Source organism: Sphingomonas sp. CCH15-F11, assembly GCF_001557005.1.
In the GTDB taxonomy this organism is placed as follows: Bacteria; Pseudomonadota; Alphaproteobacteria; order Sphingomonadales; family Sphingomonadaceae; genus Sphingomonas.
This window is the reverse complement of sequence record NZ_LSKG01000177.1, coordinates 1-19,488: the sequence shown is the minus strand read 5'-3', so window position 1 is coordinate 19,488 and position 19,488 is coordinate 1. Positions and strand designations below refer to the sequence as shown.

Sequence of the window (19,488 nt, the reverse complement as noted above, 5' to 3'; positions counted from 1 at the left end):
TTAGACGCCGATCACCCCGCTAACGGGGTCCCTTTTGCACGCCGGTCCACACATCATGGCGGTGGTGCACCTATTTCGAGGACAGCGAGGCGATCGTCGAGGGCCTGTCCGACAGCTATTTCGACGAGATCGTCGCCGACTATCTCGCCACCGGTTCCGGAAGCACGGGGCGGGTCGGCAGCGCAACGGCGATCTTGGTGGATGCAGCCGATATCACCGCCTTCGCGGTCGGCTGGATCGAGCGGGCCGCGGCTAGAGCGCGAACTTGATCCCGTGAAGGCTGAGCGGGGTGCCATCGTCGGCACAGACCGGCGCGGCGATCAGACGCATCCAGCGTGTCGTCCCGCCGGGGCGGAGCTCGACATCGATCGTGAAGCCGCGGCGATGCTTGATCGCATAGTCGCGCAGGCGCTCCATCGCCGCGCGTGATTCGTCGGCATAGACCGACAGCGCGTGCGGACGGCTGGGCGCCACGTGGCGCGGTACGCCGAACAGGTCGTGCACGGCCCCCGACCATGCGAGACGCCCGCTCGACAGATCGCATTCCCACAGCCCGACGCCATGCTCGGCGAGCGCCTGGCTCTGCGCGGCATTCGGATCGAGCGGCCAGCGCAGCACGGGTTCGAGCTGAACCGATCCGAGGTCGAACCGCCGGGTGCGATCGAACAGCGGCCAGCTGTGGTTCAGCGCGAGCGGCTCGACCGGCTTCATGCACGGGACTTCGGTCATGACGCCGAACATAGCCGGGGCTGCCTAAGAAAGCATGGACGCAGCCGCCGTGACCGCGTCGCGTGCGTCACGCGTCGCCCGCGTCCGCGTCCGCGTCCGCCGCATCGGCACCGACGCCGCTGTCCTGGAACCATGCCTCGACCGGGCCGCTCAGCTTGATCGTCAGCGGGTGGCCGTGCCGGTCGACCTTCTTGCCGACGGCGACGCGGATCCAGCCTTCGGAAATCGAATATTCCTCGACATCCTTGCGCTCGGTACCTTTGAAGCGGATGCCGATGCCGCGTTGCAGCAGGTCGCCGTCGAAATACGGGCTGCGCGGATTGATCGACAGGCGGTCGGGGGGTGTATCGCTCATGGCGAGCGCCGTTACTCGACCGCGCCGATTTCCGCCAGATATTTGTGAATGGCCGACACCACGACCGACCCCTCGCCCACGCCGGAAGCGACCCGCTTGATCGATCCCGATCGCACGTCGCCGACCGCGAAAATGCCCGGGCGCGACGTTTCGAACAGCCGCGAATTGCGATCGGTCAGCACGAAGCCCTTCTCATCGAGTTCGAGGCACCCGTCGAGCCAGTGGGTGTTGGGCTCGGCACCGATCATCACGAACAGCGCGCCGACCGCCTGCCGATGCGTCGCGCCGCTGCGCCGGTCGGTCCAGGTCACCTCGCGCAGCTGGGCATCGCCGTGGAGTTCGCTGATTTCGGTGAACGGATGAAGCGTGATCTTGTCGGCTGCCTCGATCCGCTCGATCAGGTAGCGGGACATCGTCGACGCCAGCCCCTCCCCGCGCACCAGGATGTGGACGTGCGCGACGGTCCGCGACAGGAAGATCGCGGCCTGCCCAGCCGAATTGCCGCCGCCGACCACGACGACATGCGTGTCGGCGCATAGCGACGCCTCCATCGCGGTTGCGGCATAATGAATGCCGTTGCCCTCGAACCGCGCATAGTCGGGCAGGTCGAGCTTGCGATAGCGCGCGCCGGTCGCAACCACGATGGCTTCGGCGCAAAGTTGCTGGCCGTCCTCAAGCCGCAGGCGGAACGGACGTTCGCTGCAGTCGAGTTCGGCGACGGCGCGCGAGATAGCGAGTTGGGCACCGAATTTCTGGGCCTGTACCTGGGCGCGCCCCGCCAATGCCTGGCCGGAGATTCCGGTGGGAAAGCCGAGATAATTCTCGATCTTGCTGCTGGTGCCTGCCTGGCCGCCCGGCGCGACTGCCTCGACCACCACCGTCTCCAACCCCTCGGACGCCGCGTAGACGGCCGCCGCCAATCCGGAGGGGCCCGCGCCGATGACGGCAAGATGGTGGACCCGGTTGCAATCGATCTGCACCGTCAGGCCCAGCGCATCGGCGAGCGCGGCGTTGGTCGGGTTGCGCAGCGGCGCCCCCTCGGCGATCACCACCGGCAGGTCCGCCTCGGTCAAGTTGAAGCAGGCGAGGAAGCCGGCCGCATCGGCGTCGCTTTCGGTGTCGATGGTCCGATGCGGATAGCCGTTGCGGGTCAGGAACGTCTCCAGCCGCACCATGTTCGAGAGGTGCGCCGGGCCGACCAGCGTCACGCCGCCCTGGGCATGCTTCATCAGCGCGACGCGGCGCAGGATGAAGGCCCGCATGATGATCTCGCCGATGTCGGGCTCGGCCGCGATCATGCGCCGGAAATCGGGCCGCTTGATGCGGACCACGCGCGTGTCGCCGATCGCGCGCCCGCTGACCAGGATCTTGCGGTCGTTGAACAGGTCGAGCTCGCCGGTGAACTGGTTGGCGCGATGGCTGTGGACGATGCTGTCCGTCTCGCCGCTATGATCGATGATCTCGATCTCGCCCGACAGGATCAGGAAGAAATCGACGCTGCGCTGGCCGCGCTCGAAAATGAAGGTCCCGTCCGCGACCGTCTCGATCGTGCCGAATGACGCGACCCGCTCCGCCATGGCGTCGTCGAGCACCGGAAAGGTCTGCGCGGTGCGGGCATAGGGATCGGACGGGTCGAGCCCGGCACGTGGCGGCGAATCTGGCGGGCTGCTCATGCGTCATCCCATAACGCGCCCGGCACGATATTGCGACCGTGGCGCGCGCGTCGGCAACGCCACGGTCAGTTGTCAGCAATAGCGCACACGCACGCGCCGGCCGAGATAGGGATCATAGACGCGTCGAACCCTGCAATCGTCATAATAGCGGCGCGGCGGACCCCAGTAACCGCGGCGCGGATAGACGTAGCGCGGGCCATAAAAGCGGGGGCCCGGGCGATCGTAATAGTAATAATCGTCGTCATAATAGCGGTCGCGGTCGCTCGCGATCGCCGCGCCGATGGCGATACCGGCGATCCCCGCGATCGCCGCCGCGGCGGCGGCATCGTCACGGTCGCGATAATAGCGCCGGGCCTCCGCCGGTGCCGCGACGGCAAGCGTCGTCGCCGCCAATGCGGTGCCGAGGCCGAGCTTGGTCAAAAGCGCGTTCATCTCCACCTCCTCAGGGCCAGGGATGGCATCGGCCACCCATTGCCGGCAGTATCGCCGGGCAAAGCTGAACCCTGGCCGAACCCGTTGTTCAGAAACGACGAAAGGAGCGCGCGCCAATGGCCTATTGGCTGATGAAGTCCGAACCCGACACCTATGGCTGGGACGACCTGGTCCGTGACGGCGAAACCCGCTGGGACGGGGTGCGCAATAATGCCGCGCGGCTGCACCTGCGCGCGATGCAGCCGGGGGACCAGGCGTTCTTCTACCACTCCGGCGGGGACAAGGCGGTGGTCGGCATCATGGAGGTGAGCGGCGGGCCGCATCCGGACCCCGCCGACGCGGATTGGGTCGCGGTGATGGTGCGCCCGATCCGCCCGGTCACCCCGCCGGTCACGCTGGCACGGATGAAGGCGGCGGCGGGGTTGGCCGACATGGCGATGCTGCGCCAGTCGCGGCTTTCGGTGTCCCCCGTCACGCCCGCGCAATGGGCGCTGATCACGGCGCTCGGCACCAGTGATACATCCAAAAATGTTGTATAAACAGCAATTTACACCAAGCCCAGCTTGACGCGCGTCATGAACAGGCGGAGCATTCGTCCGGGTCCAACAAAAAATGGGGTCGCGTCACATGCAAGGTCAAACACTCCTCGTTGCGTCGATTATCGGATGCACCATGCTCGCCACGCCTGCGCTGGCGAAACGCGGCGAACCGATCGAAGACCAGTATATCTGCGTCTTCGACAAGTCGGTGGCCAAGTCGAATGTCGCGAAGGAAGCGAGTCGCGCCGTGAAGGAGCAGGGCGGCAAGCTGAAACATGTCTATTTCTCCGCGATGCAGGGCTTCACGGTGAACCTGCCCGCCCAGGCGGTGGAGCGGATGAAGGCGTTCGACCGCACGATCGCCTATTGCGAGCAGGACCGCGTCGTCACCATCCCGGAGGACGAGGCCCAGGCAACGGCGCAGCCCGGCGGCAGCACCATCCAGGCCACCCAGACCGTGCCGTGGGGCATCACGCGCGTCGGCGGCGGCGCGATCACCTCGGGCGCAACCGCATGGGTGCTCGATTCCGGCATCGACCTCGATCACCCCGACCTGAACGTCGATGTGACGCGCAGCGCCAGCTTCGTCGGCGATCCGTCGCCCAATGACGGGAACGGCCACGGTACCCATGTCGCGGGCACGATCGCGGCTTGCAACAACGGCATTGGCGTGGTGGGTGTCGCGCCCTGCACCCGGGTGGTGGCGGTGCGTGTCCTCGACAGCAGCGGCCGGGGGTCAAATTCCGGCATCATCGCCGGCATCGACTATGTGGCTGCCAATGGCCGGCCCGGCGACATCGCCAATATGAGCCTGGGCGGCGGCGCGTCGAGTGCGCTCGACGCCGCGGTCATCAACGCGGCGTCGACGGGCGTGCGCTTCGTCCTCGCGGCGGGCAACTCGGCGGTCAACGCGGCGACGACCAGCCCCGCCCGCGCCAATGGGCCCAACGTCTTCACCGTATCGGCGTTCGACCGCAACGGCCGGTTCGCGACCTTCTCCAATTTCGGCAATCCGCCGATCGACGTGGCGGAGCCGGGGGTGTCGATCCCATCGACATATCTGAACGGCGGTTACGCCACGCTTTCGGGCACGTCGATGGCGGCACCGCATCTGTCCGGGCTGCTCCTGATCGGCTCGGTGCGCAACGGCGGCAGGGTCACCAACGATCCCGATGGCATCCCCGATATCATCGGGGTGCGCTGATCGCGCCGATTCCGATGACCGGTGACGCCCCTGTGCCCAGGGGTCCGAGCCGCGTCGAGGCGGTCGAACTGGTCTTTGTCTACAACGCGCCCGACGGCGTGATCGCGGCGCTGGGCGACATGATCCACAAGATCGTGTCGCCCAGCACCTATCCCTGTTCGCTGTGCGCGGTGACCTATGGCGCGTTCACGATGCGCCCGGCCTGGCGCACGTATCTGCGCACCCTGCCCTGTCCCGCCCGCTTCTATCACCGCGACGGCTTTCGTCGCGACTGGCCGGCGATCGACGCCGCATTGCCCGCCGTCTTCCTCAGGCGCGCCGGCACGCTCCGCCTGCTGCTCGACAGGGCGACGCTCGACGCGCAGCGCGATGTCGATCAGCTGATCGTGACCCTGAACGCGGCGCTCGCCCGCGCCTTCGCCTGAGCGCCGTCAGGCCGCCTTGGCGCGGCTGGCGCGCTTGCGCTCGTGCGGATCGAGGTGGAGCTTGCGCAACCGGATCGACTTGGGCGTCACCTCAACGAGCTCGTCGTCGTCGATATAGGCGATCGCCTGTTCGAGCGTCATCTTCTTGGGCGGGGTCAGCCGGATCGCATCGTCCTTGCCGCCGCTCGCGCGGAAGTTGGTCAGCTGCTTCGCCTTCATCGGGTTGACCTCCAGGTCATCCGTCTTGGCGTTCTCGCCGATGATCATGCCCTCGTACAGCGCCTCGCCATGCCCGACGAACAGGATGCCGCGCTCTTCCAGGGGCCCTAGCGCATAGGCCTGGGCCTCGCCCGCGCCGTTGGAGATGAGCACGCCGTTCTTGCGGCCTTCGATATTGCCCTTGTGCGGCCCGTATTTCTCGAACAGCCGGTTCATGATGCCGGTGCCGCGCGTGTCGGACAGGAACTCGCCATGATAGCCGATCAGGCCGCGGCTGGGCGCGGAGAAGGTGATGCGGATCTTGCCGCCGCCCGACGGGCGCATGTCGGTCATCTCGGCCTTGCGCAGGTTCATCTTCTCGACGACCGTGCCCGAATATTCCTCGTCCACGTCGATGACGACGGTTTCATAGGGTTCGGTCCGGTTGCCGGCCTCGTCGGTGCCGAACAGCACGCGCGGGCGGCTGATGCCGAGTTCGAAGCCCTCGCGGCGCATCGTCTCGATCAGCACGCCGAGCTGAAGCTCGCCGCGCCCGGCGACTTCGAAACTGTCGCGGTCGGCCGACTCGGTCACCTTGATCGCGACGTTGGACTCGGCCTCGCGGAACAGGCGGTCGCGGATCATGCGCGAGGTGACCTTGGTGCCCTCGCGCCCCGCCATCGGCGAATCGTTGACCGCGAAGCGCATCGACAGCGTCGGCGGATCGATCGGCTGCGCCTGCAGCGGTTCGGTGACGCTGGGGTCACAGATGGTGTTGGCCACCGTCGCGGTGGTCAGCCCGGCCAGGCTGATGATGTCGCCGGCCTGCGCCTCGTCGGTCGGCACGCGCTCCAGCCCGCGAAAGGTCATCAGCTTCGACGCGCGGCCGGTCTCGACCACGTTGCCCTCGGCATCGAGCGCGTGGATCGGCATGTTGGTCTTGATCGAGCCCGAAAAGACGAGGCCGGTCAGGATGCGGCCGAGGAAATTGTCGCGGTCGAGCAACGTCACCAGGAACTTGAACGGGCCGTCGGGGTCGGCCGACGGCGGCGGGACGTGATCGACGATCTTGTTGAACAGCGGCGCCAGCGTGCCCTCGCGCAGGCTCGGGTCCTCGTTGGCATAGCCGTTTCGGCCCGACGCGTAGAGCACCGGGAAATCGAGCTGCTCGTCGCTTGCCTCCAGGCTGACGAACAGGTCGAACACTTCGTCCAGCACTTCCTGGATCCGCTCGTCGGGACGGTCGATCTTGTTCACGACGACGATGGGCCTGAGCCCCAGCGCCAGCGCCTTGCCGGTCACGAACTTGGTCTGCGGCATCGCGCCTTCGGATGAATCGACCAGCAGGATGACGCCGTCGACCATGCTCAGGATGCGTTCCACCTCGCCGCCGAAATCGGCGTGGCCGGGGGTATCGACGATGTTGATCCGCGTGCCCTGCCAATCGACCGAGGTGCATTTGGCCAGGATCGTGATCCCGCGTTCCTTTTCGAGGTCGTTCGAGTCCATCGCCCGCTCCTCGACCCGCTGATTGTCGCGGAAGGTGCCGGACTGGCGGAAAAGCTGGTCGACGAGCGTGGTCTTGCCATGATCGACGTGGGCGATGATCGCCACGTTGCGGAGATTCATTTCAGTTCCCGATGTGCGGAGGTGGTGCGTGCGCGCGCTTAGCGGATTTTGTGCGACAGCGAAAGGGGAGCGGTCGCACGTCATGGCGTATTAGTCTTGCAATACACTTGAAGCGCCACCAAATCCCGGTCAATGTCCACGCGACACAGGGTTTTGGAGGGACGAATGGCCACGCAGACCGCGACCGAGGAAGCGACATTGACGCTGACCCCGCCCGCCCCGGTGCCCACGGTCGCGCCGGAAAAGGCCGCGGGGCTGGTGCCGGTCGACGAAGCCAAGAAGTCCGAGCTGGAAACCCGCGTGGACACCTTCATCGACGACCTGCTGGCCCAGGACGTCAACTCGCCCGAATTCGGCAAGCGCGTCGATGCGATCGCGGCGATGGGTCAGAAGGAAATCCGCGACGCCGCCGGCCAGTCCAACCGCTTCCTCGACCGCCCGGTCCGCGCCATGGACCAGGAAACCGGCGTCGGATCCGACCTCGCCGAATTGCGCCGGACGATCGAAGACCTGGACCCCGGCCGCAAGGGCGATCTGACCGCGCCGCAGCGGTTGTTCGGCATCATCCCGTTCGGCAACAAGCTGCGCAATTATTTCGACAGCTACAAATCCGCCCAGACGCACATCGCCTCGATCCTGAAATCGCTCCAGTCGGGCAAGGACGAGCTGCTGATGGACAACGCCGCGATCGACGTCGAGCGGCAGAATCTGTGGGCGGCAATGGGTCGCCTCGAGCAGATGATCCACATCTCCAAGACGATGGACCAGAAGCTGGAGGATCGCGCCAACGAACTGGATCACAGCGATCCAGCCAAGGCCAAGGCGGTCCGCGAAACGGCGCTCTTCTATGTCCGCCAGCGGACCCAGGACCTGCTGACGCAGATGGCGGTGACGGTGCAGGGCTATCTGGCGCTCGATCTGGTCAAAAAGAACAATGTCGAACTGGTCAAGGGCGTCGATCGCGCCAGCACGACGACGGTCGCCGCGCTGCGCACCGCCGTGACGGTCGCGCAAGCGATGACCAACCAGAAGCTGGTGCTGGAACAGATCACCCAACTCAACACCACCACCGCCAACATCATCGATTCGACTGGCAAGCTGTTGAAAAGCCAGACCGCGACGATCCATGAACAAGCCGCCGCATCGACCCTGCCGGTCGAGACGCTGCAGCGCGCGTTTCAGAATATCTATGACACGATGGACGCGATCGACACCTTCAAGCTGAAGGCGCTCGACAGCATGAAGACGACGGTCAACACGCTGTCGAACGAGGTCGAGAAGTCGAAGGGCTACATCGCCCGCGCCGAGGGTGCCGCGCAGAATTCGGGCAGCGGCGGCGAAACCTTCAAGCTCGAGGCGGTTTGATCCGGAGATGAACCCCGACATGACCGACGTCGACCGCCAGATCGCCCGATCGAGCGAGTATCTCGACCGTACCCGCGGCCGGTATCGCGACGCCCGCGGCCGCGCGCGGCGACGCCGCGAGGGCGAGATCCTGCGCCGGCTGGGCCGGATCGCGGCGGCCGATATCGCGATCCTGATCGCGGCCGTCGCGGTCGGCTGGTTCGTGCCGCTCGGGCTGGGCGGTGCGCTGGCGGTGATGGCGCTGCTGATCGCCGCGACTTTGTTCTTCGCGATCTTCCCGGTCGTCGTCCCGCCCTCGCCCGAGAAGCTGGCGCAGGTGCCGTTGAAGGCACTGCCGCTGCAGACCGAGCAATGGCTGGAGACCCAGCGGCTCGCCCTGCCCGCCCCGGCGGTGCCGCTGATCGATCAGATCGGGCTGAAGTTGGAGACGCTTGCCCCCCAGCTCGTCACGCTCGACGAGGCCGCCCCGGCGGCAGCGGAGGTGCGCAAGCTGGTCGGCGAGCAGCTGCCCGAGCTGATCAAGGGCTATGCCCAGGTTCCGCAGCCGCTGCGCACCGTCGAACGCCACGGCCGCACCCCCAATGATCAGCTGGTTGAGGGGCTCAGGCTGATCGATACCGAGATCGCCCAGATGACCGCACAGCTCGCCGAAGGCCAGCTCGACCAGCTCGCGACGCGCGAACGCTATCTGCAGATCCGCTATCGCGGCGATGACGAGGTCGGCGGTTAAGGTTTTGCCGTCTAGGCTCCACGGGCGCCGATCCGCCCGCAGCAGAGCACTCCGCCATGCGCCGGCGCGTCCGGACCCCGGATCAAGTCGGGGGTGGCGAGGGCGTCGTTGGAGCGCGCGTCAATCTAAAGTCATCATGCTCTAGGTGACCAAGGACGCAGCGCATTATTCCCGCCGCCCGTCATGCCGGACTTGATCCGGCATCCATACGCGACGCTCCTGACCCGCGCACCGCCTGTGACGACCGACCGGTCTGACGCTGGGATCACGCATCGCGTGACAGGGCGGTCGGGCTTGCTCAGCCCGGAATGAAGCAGGGTTCGCCAGCAACCTTGAGCTTGGCGCAGATCTCGCCCGCCTGCGTGGCGCTGCCCGCGTTGACGCGCAGGCGATAGACGGTGCGCCCCTTCACCTCGGCCTGCTGCACCGACTTGCCAAGCGGGGCGAGATAGCCGAAGCGCGCCGACAGGGATTGCCACGCCGCGTTGGCGGTCGCCTCGCTGGGGAAGGAGCCGAGCTGGACGACCGACCCGCCGCCCGACATCGGCACGCTGCGCAGCGCCGGCGCCGGCAACGACTTGGGGGACAGGCTTCCGGCGGTCCGCGGCACCTCGGTCACGACACGCGCCGTCGGGGTGGCACCGGGGGTCGGGCCTGCCTTGGGCGCGGGGCGACCCGCGACCGGGGCTTCGGGGACCGCGCCCAGATTGACCGACCCATTGGCGGCATCGCCCGCGCTGGTTGCGAACACCGTGTCGCCGTCGCCGTCGACCTTCATGCCGCCCGGATCGTCGGGCTTGACCTTGTAATCGCCCTTTTCCGCCTGGATCAGCGCGCCGCCGCCGTCGGTGGTGCGCTGGCGCTGCAGCGCCATGCCGGCATAGACGATCGCGGCGACCAACGCGGCGATCGCGACGATGATCAGCGCCAGCCGCCAGACGGGCGCGCGCGGCGGTTCACCTTCCTCGACCGATTCGAGCCAGGGCAGTCTGTCCTCGGCCTCCTCGATCGTCTGGTCGGTCATCCACTCATCTCCTCGACCGCCTTCACCCCCATGATGGCAAGGCCGTTCTTGATGACTTGCCCGATCGCGTCGGCCAGGAAAAGCCGCGCGCACGTTACCACTGCGTCATTTTGGATCAGAAAGCGCCGATCGGGATCGTCGTTGCCGCGGTTCCACAGCGCATGGAACTCGGCCGCCAGATCGTAGAGATAGAAGGCGATCCGGTGGGGTTCGCGGGCCAGCGCCGCGCCTTCCACCACGCGCGGGAACTGCGCGGCGCGCTTCACCATCCCGAGCTCGTCCGTATCAAGCCGGGACAGGTCGGCGTCACCGCACGCGATCCCCGCCTCCGCCGCACGCCGGTGCAGCGAATGGACGCGGGCGTGCGCGTACTGGACGTAGAAGACCGGATTGTCCTTCGACGCCTCGACCACCTTGGCGAAGTCGAAGTCCATCTGGGCGTCCGACTTGCGGGTCAGCATTGTGAAGCGCACCACGTCCTTGCCGACCTCGTTCACGACATCGGCCAGCGTAACGAAATTGCCGGCGCGCTTCGACATCTTGACCGGCTCGCCGCCGCGCAGCAGCCGGACCATCTGGACCAGCTTGACGTCGAAGCGCGTCTTGCCCTCGGTCAGCGCGGCGACGGCGGCCTGGATACGCTTGACCGTGCCGGCATGGTCCGCGCCCCAGATGTCGATCAACTGATCCGCCGACTGGCTCTTCTGGAAATGATAGGCGAGGTCGGCACCAAAATAGGTCCACTGCCCGTTCGACTTGCGGATCGGCCGGTCCTGATCGTCGCCGAACCGGGTCGACCGGAACAGCGGCAGCTCGACCGGCTCCCAGTCCTCGGGCGTCTCGCCCTTGGGGGCTTCCAGGACACCGTCATAGACGAGGTCGCGTTCGCGCAACCATGCTTCCGCCGCTTCGGGTTTGCCGGCCGCCTGCACCTCGGCTTCCGACGCGAACAGGTCGTGATGGATACCGAGCAACGCCAGGTCGGCGCGGATCATCTCCAGCATCGCCGCGACCGCTTCCTTGCGGAACAGCGCCAGCCATTCGCGCTCGGGCCGGTCGACAAAGGCGGTGCCATGCTCGGCCGCCAGATGCGCGCCGACCGGCTTCAGATAGTCGCCGGGGTACAGCCCCTCGGGAATGGTGCCGATATCCTCGCCCAGCGCCTCGCGGTAGCGCAGATGCGCCGAGCGGGCGAGCACGTCGACCTGACCGCCCGCATCGTTGACATAATATTCCCGGATCACCCTGTGCCCGGCAAATTCGAGCAGGCTGGCGAGCGCGTCGCCGACCACCGCCCCCCGGCAATGCCCCATGTGCATCGGACCGGTCGGGTTGGCGGAGACATATTCGATGTTGACCGTCGTGCCCGCACCCATCGTCGAGCGGCCATAGTCGCCGCCCGCCGCGTGGATCGCGGCCAGTTCGCCCCGCCAGGTGTCGTCGGTCAGCGTCAGGTTGATGAAGCCCGGGCCGGCGATCGACACGCTCGCGACTTCGTCCAGCACCGCCAGCCGCGCGACGATCAGCTCGGCCAGCGCACGCGGATTTGTGCCGGCGGGCTTCGCCAGCACCATCGCGGCATTGGTCGCGAGATCGCCATGCGTGGCGTCGCGCGGCGGCTCGACCGTCACGTTGCGGCGGTCGAGCCCGGCGGGCAGCTGACCGGCGGCAACCAGGGCGTCGAGCGCCGCGTCAAGATGCGCGGCAAAGCGGGTGTAGAGCGTCATCGGTGGTTCCATGTTCGGGAAGTGGGTCCGCTTACCGGATCGGCGCGCCGGGTTGAAGCCCGTTCGCGGTCGGGGCGGGGTTCAGGCGCGCGCGGCGGCCGCGCGCTCGCGTCGCAGGCGCAGCGACCCCATGACCCCGCTGCCGGCATAGACGAACAGCCCGGTCCAGATCAGCGCGAAGCACAGGATATAGTCGGCGGTCAGCGTTTCGCCCAGCAAGGTGACGGCCAGCACGAACTGGATCGTCGGGCCGATATATTGCAGCAGCCCGACCGTCGAATAGGGCAGCCGCTTGGTCGCGGCGGCAAACAGCAGCAGCGGCACCGCCGTGACGATGCCCGATCCGATCATCAGTGCGCTTTCACCCGCGTCCCGCCCGATCGCCAGCGCACCCGACTGGGCCAGCCAGATCAGATAGCCGAGCGCGATCGGCGCCAGGATCAGCGTTTCCACCAACAGGCCTTCCAGCGCATCGACCGGCGCAATCTTGCGCACCATGCCGTAGAAGCCGAACGCCAGCGCGAGCGTCAGGCTGATCCACAGCGCAGTGCCGGCACCGGCCGCCAGGATGGCGACGCCGGCCGTCGCCAGCGCGACCGCCACCATCTGCGCGCGACTCAACCGTTCACGAAACGCGACCATGCCCAGCACGACATTGACCAGCGGGTTGAGATAATAGCCCAGGCTGCTGGCAAGGACGTGCCCGTTCTGCACCGACCAGATATAGGTCAGCCAGTTGACCGAGATGAAGGCGGCGCTGAGCGTGAGCAAGCCCATCACGCGCGGATTGGCGATCGCCGCACGCAATTGGCGCCAGCGCCCGGCAATCGCGACGACCGCCAGCAGCGCGACGACCGAAAACAGGATGCGGTGCGCGACGATCTCGCCCGGTCCCACTGCCTTGAGCAGCAGGAAATAGAGCGGCAGGAAGCCCCACAGCAGATAGGCCGAGATGGCCTGGATCAGGCCCGTGCGGCGGACCGCCGGCGCGGCGGGGTCGAGAGTCGGAGCCTGGGCCATGGTGGCACCGCACCTATCGGACGGCCCGACGAGCGTCAAAGCAACTTGCGTTGCGCCGCAACAACAATAGCTGCGTCAGGCGCGGATCAAACCCTCTACCGGCCGGACGCCGCGCGAATCCGGGAACATCGTCGCCAGCGAGCGGGCGGGGTCGATCGCAAAATGCGCGCTCACCGCCCCGGCAATCAGCGCGTCGAGCGCCATCGTCGGGCGCAGGTCGCGCCCGTCGAGCAGTGCGGGCGCGCCAAGCCCCGGCCAATCGGCGATGACGCGGCCACCGTTCACCGCACCGCCGGCCAGCAAGGCCGCCGACGCGGTGCCATGGTCGGTGCCCTGGGTGCCGTTGAGCGCAACGGTGCGGCCGAACTCGGTCGCGACGAGGACCAGCGTGTTCGCCCAATGCGCCCCCAAGCCGTCTTTCAATGCGCCGATCATGGCGTCCAGCCCGCGCAGCTGCGCCGCCATCCGCCCGCGCTGCTGGGCATGCGTGTCCCAGCCGCCGGTTTCGATCATCGCGATCCGCGCGCCATTGTCGGCGGCGAGCAGCTTGGCGGCCAGCGCCCCGGTCGCGGCGGCGTTGCGGCCATTGTCCGCGGCCATGTCGCCGGTGATCGCCCGCGTCGCCGTCGCCTGTTCCCACAGCGCGTGCAGCTGCGCGTCATTGGCATAGAGCATCGCGACGCGCGCCAGCAGATCATCCGACGCATCGGGCAATTGCGACGGCGCATAGCTCGCGACTTCCGCTGGCCCGCGCAGCGCCATCGGCACGGTCGCGGCAATCGCGATTGCCTGGCGCTGGCCGTCGGGCAAGAGCGTCAGGAGCCGGTTCATCCAGCCGTCCTTGCGCGCATAAGCCGCGACCCCGCCGGTTTCGAGGATGTTCTGGCCATCGAAATGCGACCGATCGCGATACGGCGATGCGACCGCGTGCGCGACCAGTGCCTCGCCGCCCGTATAAAGCGCGTGCAGGCCGCTCATTGCCGGGTGGAGGCGGAACATGCCGTCCAGCTTCGGCGCGCTCGCGACATCCTCGGCCAGCACGCCGCGTGCGCTGGCGAAGGCCGGATCGCCGACCGGTGCGGCGATGTGCAGGCCATCCGCCGCCCCGCGCTGGATGATGAAGACGAAGCGGCGGTCGGTCGCCGCGGCGGCGAGCGCCATGCGCGGCGCAACGATCAGCGCGCCGGCGGCCATGCCCCCGGCCAACATCATGGAACGACGATCGATCATCGCGCTATCTCCTCAGGAACTCGGGCGAAACCAGCAGCAACGCGATCGCCTGGGCGGGGCTTTCGGCGCGCGCGATGGCGCTTCCGGTCGACGCGCTCAGGCTGCCGGGAAACAGCGCGGCCGCGAGCGCGCGGGCATCGCCCTCGCCGCGCATCCGGGCGGCGAACGCCTGCGCGGCCTCCACCCGACGCATCAGCGCGTCCGGCCCCGCCCAGCTCGCCGCGACATCGTCGAACCCCGCCGGCGAGCCCGGTCGCCAGATCGGCTGGCCAAGCTGGTTCAGCAGGTTGGCGGTGGCGAGCGGATTGGCGGGGGGCGGCCCGCCGACCGCGCGCGCCGCGGCCACCGACCAGTCCCATGGCGTGCGGAACTTCGTCGCGCTCGGCGCCCAGGGCTCGGGTGCCTCGACGAGCGCGCGATAGACGCTCGGCAGGTCGCCGCCCGACTCCACGAATGCCCGTTCCAGCCGCGCGACCAAAGCGGGCGGCGGATCGTCGGCGCAAAAGTGGCGGGCGAGCTTGGTCGCGATATGACGTGCGATGCGCGGATGGGTGGCAAGGTCGCGCAGCACGGCTGCCGCCTGACCCTCTCCCCCCGCCGCATAGCGCCGGCCCAGGATGGTGCGGTCGCCCGGCTGATGGATGGTGTCAACGTACTGAAAACTTCCCGGCGGACCCGCCTGGCGGAGGAAGCGCGCCGCCGCCGCGCCGCGCGCCAGCCCTGCCACCGTCCAGCCGGTCAAGGCGCGGGCGAACTCGGTAACGTCGCCCTGGTCATAGCCGCCATCGACGCCGAGCGTATGCAGCTCGAGGATTTCGCGCGCCAGATTCTCGTTCAGCCCGACCGGGCGATTGGCGCGCGCGCGGATCCGGCTGCCCAGCGGGCTATCCGGCCCGATCGACTGGGCCTGGTCGAGATAAAGCAGCATCGCCGGATGCCGCTCAACCGCGTTCAGCATATCGGCGAACTTGCCCAGCACATGCGGACGGATCGCGTCGAATTCGAGCTGCCCGGCCAGCCCCACCACCACCTGCTTGTCGGCGGACACCGCGAAGTGATTGGCCCAGAAATGCACCAGCCGTTCGACGAACGGGCTCTCGCTCGCCACTGCGGCCACCATGCGCGCATGCGCAGCGCCGGCATAGAATTCGCGCCGCTGGCGACGGCCGAATTGCTGAACGGCACGCAATGCCTCGGGGCGCTCGGCACGCAACGCGCCGGGGGTCGCCGGATCTGCCATCGCGGGCGCGTCCGCGGCGCCGCCCGACGCGCGCATCTCACGCCGCAGGCCGCGCAGCTCGGCCAGATAATCGGCGATGTCGGTCGCGATTTCGGTGGTCGCGGGCAACGCCGCGATCGGCGCGGGACGCGGCGCATAACGGGCGAATTGCTCGATCAGCCACGCGCGCGGGCGCGCCGGCGCGACCTGTCCCGCGGTGCCACCCAGCCCGAAACGGTTGAGTGCGACTGCTGCCTCGGTCACGTGCCGTTTCTCCATTCGCTGCCGATCGGGGGCAAGCTAAGGCACAGCTGTCGCAAAACTGTGTCAGCGCCGCGCCGGATTTGTCGCGGACCTTTGCGGCTCAGAACCCGTCGGGCAGATCGACCGGGCCGACCAGTTCGCGATAGCGCGCGACGGCGTAGCGATCGGTCATGCCGCTGATGAAATCGGCGATGTGGCGGCTGCGCTGCGGTTCCTCCGCCGGCAACCGATCGGCCCAGCCCGGCGCCATGCGTGCGGGGTTGGCATCATAGGCCGCGAACAGCCCGGCGATGATGCGCCGCGCCGCCGCTGCTGCGTCGAGCTGGGCCGGATGATGATAGAGATTGGCGTACATGAAGCGTTTGAGCTCGCGCTCGTCCTGGCGCATCGCGTCTGAAAATCCGGCGAGGCAGCCGCCCGCCGCGCGGACATCCTCGACGCCCGCCACGCCCGCGGCGGCGACGCGCGCCCTGGTTTCGGCGATCACGTCGTTGACCATCGCACCGATCTGGCTGCGGATCAGCTCGCCGACGAGCAGCGCGGGCGGATAGTCGCGGAACTGCGCGCGGACCCGGTCCCAGCCGCGCGCGATGACCGGGACGGCCAGGATCTGGTCGAACCCCAGCAGCCCGGCGCGCAGGCCATCGTCGATGTCGTGATTGTCATAGGCGATGTCGTCGGCGATCGCGGCGACCTGCGCCTCCAGCGACGGCCAGTGGTCGAGATCGAGGGGAAACGCGGCGTCGGCCGCGCGCAGTGCCCATTGCGGATCGGCCACCGGCCCGTTGTGCTTGGCCAGCCCCTCCAGCGTCTCCCAGCTGAGGTTGAGCCCGCGCCAGCGCGGATAGGGGCTGTCGATATGCGTCAGCGCGCGCAGCGTCTGGCCGTTGTGATCGAACCCGCCATGCGCGGCGAGTGCCTCGCGCAGTGCATCCTCGCCGGCATGGCCGAACGGCGGGTGGCCGATGTCGTGCGCGAGGCAAAGGGCTTCGGTCAGGTCCTCGTTGAGGCCGAGCGCGCGGGCGATGGTGCGGCCGATCTGCGCCACTTCCAGGCTGTGGGTCAGCCGGACGCGGAAATGGTCGCCATCGGGCGCCATGAACACTTGGGTCTTGTGGCGCAGGCGGCGAAAGCTGATCGAATGGATGATCCGATCGCGATCGCGCTGGAAATCGTCGCGCGGTCCGCGCTCGCCCCCCTTTTGTTCCGGGTGGAGCCGTCCTCTGCTGCGCGCCGGGTCCGATGCCCAGGGCGCGCATACGCTCATCGCGCGCGCAGGCGCTCGATCTTCTGCCCCGCCTCGCTTTGCCACGCAAAGGCCGACAGGCCGGATTTGCCCAACTGGTTCACGAATGCCTGCGCCTCGCTCGCGGTGCGGAACGGCCCCGCCAGCAGCCGATTGGTCGCGCGCAGCGGCGTTGTCCAGCCCTGCTTGCCCTTGAACAGATCGGGCGCCGTTTTCGCCAGCTTCTCCCACACCTTGGGCAGGTCGCTCTTGTTCGCGCCGCCCGCAACCTGGACCCAATGACGCGCCGGTTCCAGCTTGGCGGGATCCGGCTTTGCCGGCGCGGGCTTGACCGGCGGGGTTCGGGGTCGCGCGATGGCGGGGCGCGACGCGGCCGTGGGACCCGATGCCTTTGGGGCTGCCGGTGACGGGTCAGCGACCGTCGTCGCGGTTGCCGCACCGTCGGTCAGGCGCTGGACGATCGCGCCCAGAATTGCGCGGTTGTCCGCCGAAATGGCCGCCGCCCCCGCAGCCGTCGCAGGTGGTGGCGTTGGCGCGGCGTCGCGCGCCGCCGGCACCGGTGCCGCAACCGCCGCAAGCGGGCGCGATGCGATCTCGACCGGTGCAGGCACAGCTGCGGGTGCAGGCGGCACATCCGTGGCGACCTGGGTCACGGCGACCTGCGCCGGCGCGGCAGCCGGCACGGAAGTCGCCTCATTCGGCGCAGGGGTGCCGACGCGCACGGTAAAGGGCGGGGCCACCCGCGCAGGCACGGGCGCACGCGCGACGGTCGCGCTGCCACGCCGCTGCAGCGTCCCCGCAATCGAGCCCTTGGCCGACGGCGCGGCGGCAGTCAGCGCCGAGGATGCCCGCGGCCGGGTGGGCAGCTCCGGCGCCGCCTCCTCGGGCACGGCACCCGCATCGCGCCGGGTGCGGCGCGGATCGACAGCGCGCGGCCGCCGGCTGCGCGCCTCCGCCACTTCGGTTCCGGTTTCGCGCGCGGCGCGTCGTGTATCGGCAGGCTCGATGCCGGGAATGGGCGGCGCCATCGCCGCATCGGCCAGCCGTGCCGGTGACGCGGTCAGCTCGCCGAAATGCACCGCGAACGCGCGCCCGCTCGCGTCTAGCGACGCCAGCCTGCCAAAGAAGGGTGACATGCTGGGGCCGAAACCGGGCAGCAACCCGGCGGCGATCCGCTCCGCCTGGGCAACGTCACCGTTGATGGCGAGCACGAACGCACGCGCCCGCCATGCGGCGCGATCGTTCTGGCGCAGCAGGGGATCGAGCAGGCGCGCGGATTCCGCCACGTCCCCGCTGATCCCCAGCGACAGCGCCAGGCGGCGCGTGACCTCCGGATCGGCGCGCTCGCGCAATGCCAGGCGATAATCGCGCTGCGCCAGCGCGGGATAGCCCAACAGGTCATAGGCGAGCCCGCGTTGCGCGGCCATGCGCGCCAACGGGTATCCCGCGCGCTCCGCCGCCTGGAACAGCCGCAGCGCCTCACCGGGTCGTTCGAGCGCGGTCAGCGCCGCCGCGCGTCCCGCGATCAGCCGCGCATTACCCGGTGCGATCGCATCGCCGCGGCTGAAGAAGCCGAGCGCCGCGGCCGGATCGCCGAGCAGCACGCTCAATTCGCCGGCCTCCGCCAGCGCATCGAGATCGTCGGGATTGCGGGCGAGCACGCGCATCTGGTCGGCCAGCCGATCGGCGTTGGGCGTCGCACGCGGGGCAAGCTGCGCAAGCGCGCCCGGTATCGATACCGGCGCAGCGACCAGCATGGCGAGCAACAGGATCGACAACCGGGGCGCTATGGGGAAGGTCATGGGCAGGAAACGGGACTGCCGCCCCACGCCTGAACCCGCGCTGACCATGCGCCGATCAGGACGAGGCCGGCGACCGGCCGCCCCGTCACCGCGACGGATGCGGCCGGCCGATCCGCTGGTGCCTATTGATTGTTCTGGCGGTGCAGGAAGCGCGGGATGTCGAGCGAGTCATTGCCCTCATCGCTGCTGCGCGCCGCACTGCGGCCGGCATTCGCCATCCGCTCGAACAGCGTGCCGCCCGACTTGCGCGGCGCTTCCGCCGATGCGGAGGGGAGCGGCGCCGCCGCTTCCTCGCCATCGGTCAGCCAGCGCCGGGTCGACATCGGGCGCGGTGCCGGGGTCCCGTCATCGACCTCGGTCTCGGAACCGAGCACGAGCTCGTCATCGGGAGTGTCCATCCCGGCGACCGCATCATCCTCGAACCGGATCGGCTCGGCCGTCGCATCGACGGTGGCCTCCGGCTCGTCGCCGGATGGCTCGTCATCGGACATGACGGGCGCGGACAGTTCGAGCGGCTCGTCCTCGACCTCGGGCGCCTGGGCGACGGGCGCCGGCGCTTCCTCGGTCATCGGGACCAGCCCGGGGCGACGCTGGGTAGCGAAGGAGAAGACGCGCGTCGGCTCGACGACCGGCGCGACCGGCTGGCGCGCCTCCGCCTCAATGCCGGTGGCGACCAC

At 68.5% G+C, this 19,488-nt stretch carries 17 protein-coding genes and 1 pseudogene; 5 read left to right on the top strand and 13 right to left on the bottom strand.

The window, feature by feature from the left end:
- Window positions 1–252: 252 nt before the first annotated feature.
- The 4 genes from AX709_RS17510 to AX709_RS17495 form a co-directional block, all read right to left on the bottom strand.
- Window positions 253–741 (bottom strand): hypothetical protein, encoded by a 489-nt coding sequence (locus AX709_RS17510; RefSeq protein WP_231727564.1) that lies wholly within the window; start codon window positions 739–741, stop codon window positions 253–255.
- Window positions 742–796: 55 nt separating this feature from the next.
- The gene (locus AX709_RS17505; protein WP_066551232.1) at window positions 797–1,084 is read right to left on the bottom strand and encodes a DUF3297 family protein; all 288 of its coding nucleotides are present in this window, start codon (window positions 1,082–1,084) and stop codon (window positions 797–799) included.
- 11 nt (window positions 1,085–1,095) lie between these two features.
- Window positions 1,096–2,757 (bottom strand): FAD-dependent oxidoreductase, encoded by a 1,662-nt coding sequence (locus tag AX709_RS17500; RefSeq protein ID WP_066551227.1) that lies wholly within the window; start codon window positions 2,755–2,757, stop codon window positions 1,096–1,098.
- Between the two features lie 72 nt (window positions 2,758–2,829).
- A complete protein-coding gene (locus tag AX709_RS17495; RefSeq protein WP_066480406.1) occupies window positions 2,830–3,189 on the bottom strand; it encodes a hypothetical protein in 360 nt (119 codons plus the stop codon).
- Between the two features lie 116 nt (window positions 3,190–3,305).
- Here AX709_RS17495 and AX709_RS17490 point away from each other — a divergent pair, with 116 nt between their 5' ends.
- The 3 genes from AX709_RS17490 (at window position 3,306) to AX709_RS17480 (ending at window position 5,357) form a co-directional block, all read left to right on the top strand.
- Window positions 3,306–3,728 (top strand): EVE domain-containing protein, encoded by a 423-nt coding sequence (locus tag AX709_RS17490; RefSeq protein WP_066551225.1) that lies wholly within the window; start codon window positions 3,306–3,308, stop codon window positions 3,726–3,728.
- A 133-nt stretch (window positions 3,729–3,861) separates the two neighbouring features.
- Window positions 3,862–4,932 carry a S8 family peptidase gene (locus tag AX709_RS17485; protein ID WP_066551223.1) on the top strand — a complete coding sequence of 357 codons (1,071 nt, stop codon included), beginning with the start codon at window positions 3,862–3,864 and terminating at the stop codon, window positions 4,930–4,932.
- A gap of 14 nt (window positions 4,933–4,946) precedes the next feature.
- Window positions 4,947–5,357, top strand: coding sequence for a hypothetical protein (locus AX709_RS17480; RefSeq protein ID WP_066551221.1), 411 nt, complete (start codon window positions 4,947–4,949; stop codon window positions 5,355–5,357).
- A 6-nt stretch (window positions 5,358–5,363) separates the two neighbouring features.
- On the opposite strand, the gene typA is transcribed toward AX709_RS17480, so the two are convergent.
- Window positions 5,364–7,184, bottom strand: coding sequence for a translational GTPase TypA (gene typA, locus AX709_RS17475; protein WP_066551219.1), 1,821 nt, complete (start codon window positions 7,182–7,184; stop codon window positions 5,364–5,366).
- Between the two features lie 165 nt (window positions 7,185–7,349).
- Between typA and AX709_RS17470 the strand changes: the two genes are divergently transcribed.
- Together AX709_RS17470 and AX709_RS17465 are read left to right on the top strand one after the other, a co-directional pair.
- Window positions 7,350–8,549, top strand: coding sequence for a toxic anion resistance protein (locus AX709_RS17470; RefSeq protein ID WP_066551217.1), 1,200 nt, complete (start codon window positions 7,350–7,352; stop codon window positions 8,547–8,549).
- Between the two features lie 19 nt (window positions 8,550–8,568).
- Complete coding sequence (locus AX709_RS17465) at window positions 8,569–9,279, top strand: hypothetical protein (protein ID WP_066551234.1); 711 nt, start codon at window positions 8,569–8,571, stop codon at window positions 9,277–9,279.
- A gap of 298 nt (window positions 9,280–9,577) precedes the next feature.
- On the opposite strand, the gene AX709_RS17460 is transcribed toward AX709_RS17465, so the two are convergent.
- From AX709_RS17460 to AX709_RS19045, 8 genes and pseudogenes are all read right to left on the bottom strand, one after another.
- Window positions 9,578–10,303, bottom strand: a complete 726-nt coding sequence (locus tag AX709_RS17460) for an SPOR domain-containing protein (protein ID WP_066480397.1) — start codon at window positions 10,301–10,303, stop codon at window positions 9,578–9,580.
- Window positions 10,300–12,030, bottom strand: coding sequence for an arginine--tRNA ligase (gene argS / locus AX709_RS17455; protein WP_066551215.1), 1,731 nt, complete (start codon window positions 12,028–12,030; stop codon window positions 10,300–10,302). The genes AX709_RS17460 and argS overlap by 4 nt, the downstream gene beginning before the upstream one ends.
- Before the next feature lie 81 nt (window positions 12,031–12,111).
- Window positions 12,112–13,050, bottom strand: a complete 939-nt coding sequence (rarD, locus tag AX709_RS17450) for an EamA family transporter RarD (protein WP_066551213.1) — start codon at window positions 13,048–13,050, stop codon at window positions 12,112–12,114.
- Between the two features lie 75 nt (window positions 13,051–13,125).
- On the bottom strand, window positions 13,126–14,280 hold the full coding sequence (locus AX709_RS17445; protein ID WP_066551210.1) for a DUF1501 domain-containing protein: 1,155 nt from the start codon (window positions 14,278–14,280) through the stop codon (window positions 13,126–13,128).
- A gap of 4 nt (window positions 14,281–14,284) precedes the next feature.
- Complete coding sequence (locus tag AX709_RS17440) at window positions 14,285–15,763, bottom strand: DUF1800 domain-containing protein (RefSeq protein WP_197418964.1); 1,479 nt, start codon at window positions 15,761–15,763, stop codon at window positions 14,285–14,287.
- Window positions 15,764–15,863: 100 nt separating this feature from the next.
- Window positions 15,864–17,030 carry a deoxyguanosinetriphosphate triphosphohydrolase gene (locus tag AX709_RS17435; protein ID WP_066551206.1) on the bottom strand — a complete coding sequence of 389 codons (1,167 nt, stop codon included), beginning with the start codon at window positions 17,028–17,030 and terminating at the stop codon, window positions 15,864–15,866.
- Entirely contained in the window at window positions 17,027–18,787 is a 1,761-nt protein-coding gene (locus AX709_RS17430; RefSeq protein ID WP_066551204.1) for an SPOR domain-containing protein, read from the bottom strand. The genes AX709_RS17435 and AX709_RS17430 overlap by 4 nt, the downstream gene beginning before the upstream one ends.
- Before the next feature lie 146 nt (window positions 18,788–18,933).
- Window positions 18,934–19,488, bottom strand: a pseudogene (locus AX709_RS19045) (cell division protein FtsZ); the annotation flags it as partial.

Coding starts and splice junctions, on each gene's coding strand:
- AX709_RS17445 (WP_066551210.1), bottom strand. CDS start 14,280: ATGATCGATCGTCGTTCCATGATGTTGGCCGGGGGCATGGCCGCCGGC.
- AX709_RS17495 (WP_066480406.1), bottom strand. CDS start 3,189: ATGAACGCGCTTTTGACCAAGCTCGGCCTCGGCACCGCATTGGCGGCG.
- AX709_RS17460 (WP_066480397.1), bottom strand. CDS start 10,303: ATGACCGACCAGACGATCGAGGAGGCCGAGGACAGACTGCCCTGGCTC.
- AX709_RS17480 (WP_066551221.1), top strand. CDS start 4,947: ATGACCGGTGACGCCCCTGTGCCCAGGGGTCCGAGCCGCGTCGAGGCG.
- AX709_RS17465 (WP_066551234.1), top strand. CDS start 8,569: ATGACCGACGTCGACCGCCAGATCGCCCGATCGAGCGAGTATCTCGAC.
- argS (WP_066551215.1), bottom strand. CDS start 12,030: ATGACGCTCTACACCCGCTTTGCCGCGCATCTTGACGCGGCGCTCGAC.
- AX709_RS17490 (WP_066551225.1), top strand. CDS start 3,306: ATGGCCTATTGGCTGATGAAGTCCGAACCCGACACCTATGGCTGGGAC.
- typA (WP_066551219.1), bottom strand. CDS start 7,184: ATGAATCTCCGCAACGTGGCGATCATCGCCCACGTCGATCATGGCAAG.
- rarD (WP_066551213.1), bottom strand. CDS start 13,050: ATGGCCCAGGCTCCGACTCTCGACCCCGCCGCGCCGGCGGTCCGCCGC.
- AX709_RS17505 (WP_066551232.1), bottom strand. CDS start 1,084: ATGAGCGATACACCCCCCGACCGCCTGTCGATCAATCCGCGCAGCCCG.
- AX709_RS17435 (WP_066551206.1), bottom strand. CDS start 17,030: ATGAGCGTATGCGCGCCCTGGGCATCGGACCCGGCGCGCAGCAGAGGA.
- AX709_RS17470 (WP_066551217.1), top strand. CDS start 7,350: ATGGCCACGCAGACCGCGACCGAGGAAGCGACATTGACGCTGACCCCG.
- AX709_RS17485 (WP_066551223.1), top strand. CDS start 3,862: ATGCTCGCCACGCCTGCGCTGGCGAAACGCGGCGAACCGATCGAAGAC.
- AX709_RS17510 (WP_231727564.1), bottom strand. CDS start 741: ATGTTCGGCGTCATGACCGAAGTCCCGTGCATGAAGCCGGTCGAGCCG.
- AX709_RS17500 (WP_066551227.1), bottom strand. CDS start 2,757: ATGAGCAGCCCGCCAGATTCGCCGCCACGTGCCGGGCTCGACCCGTCC.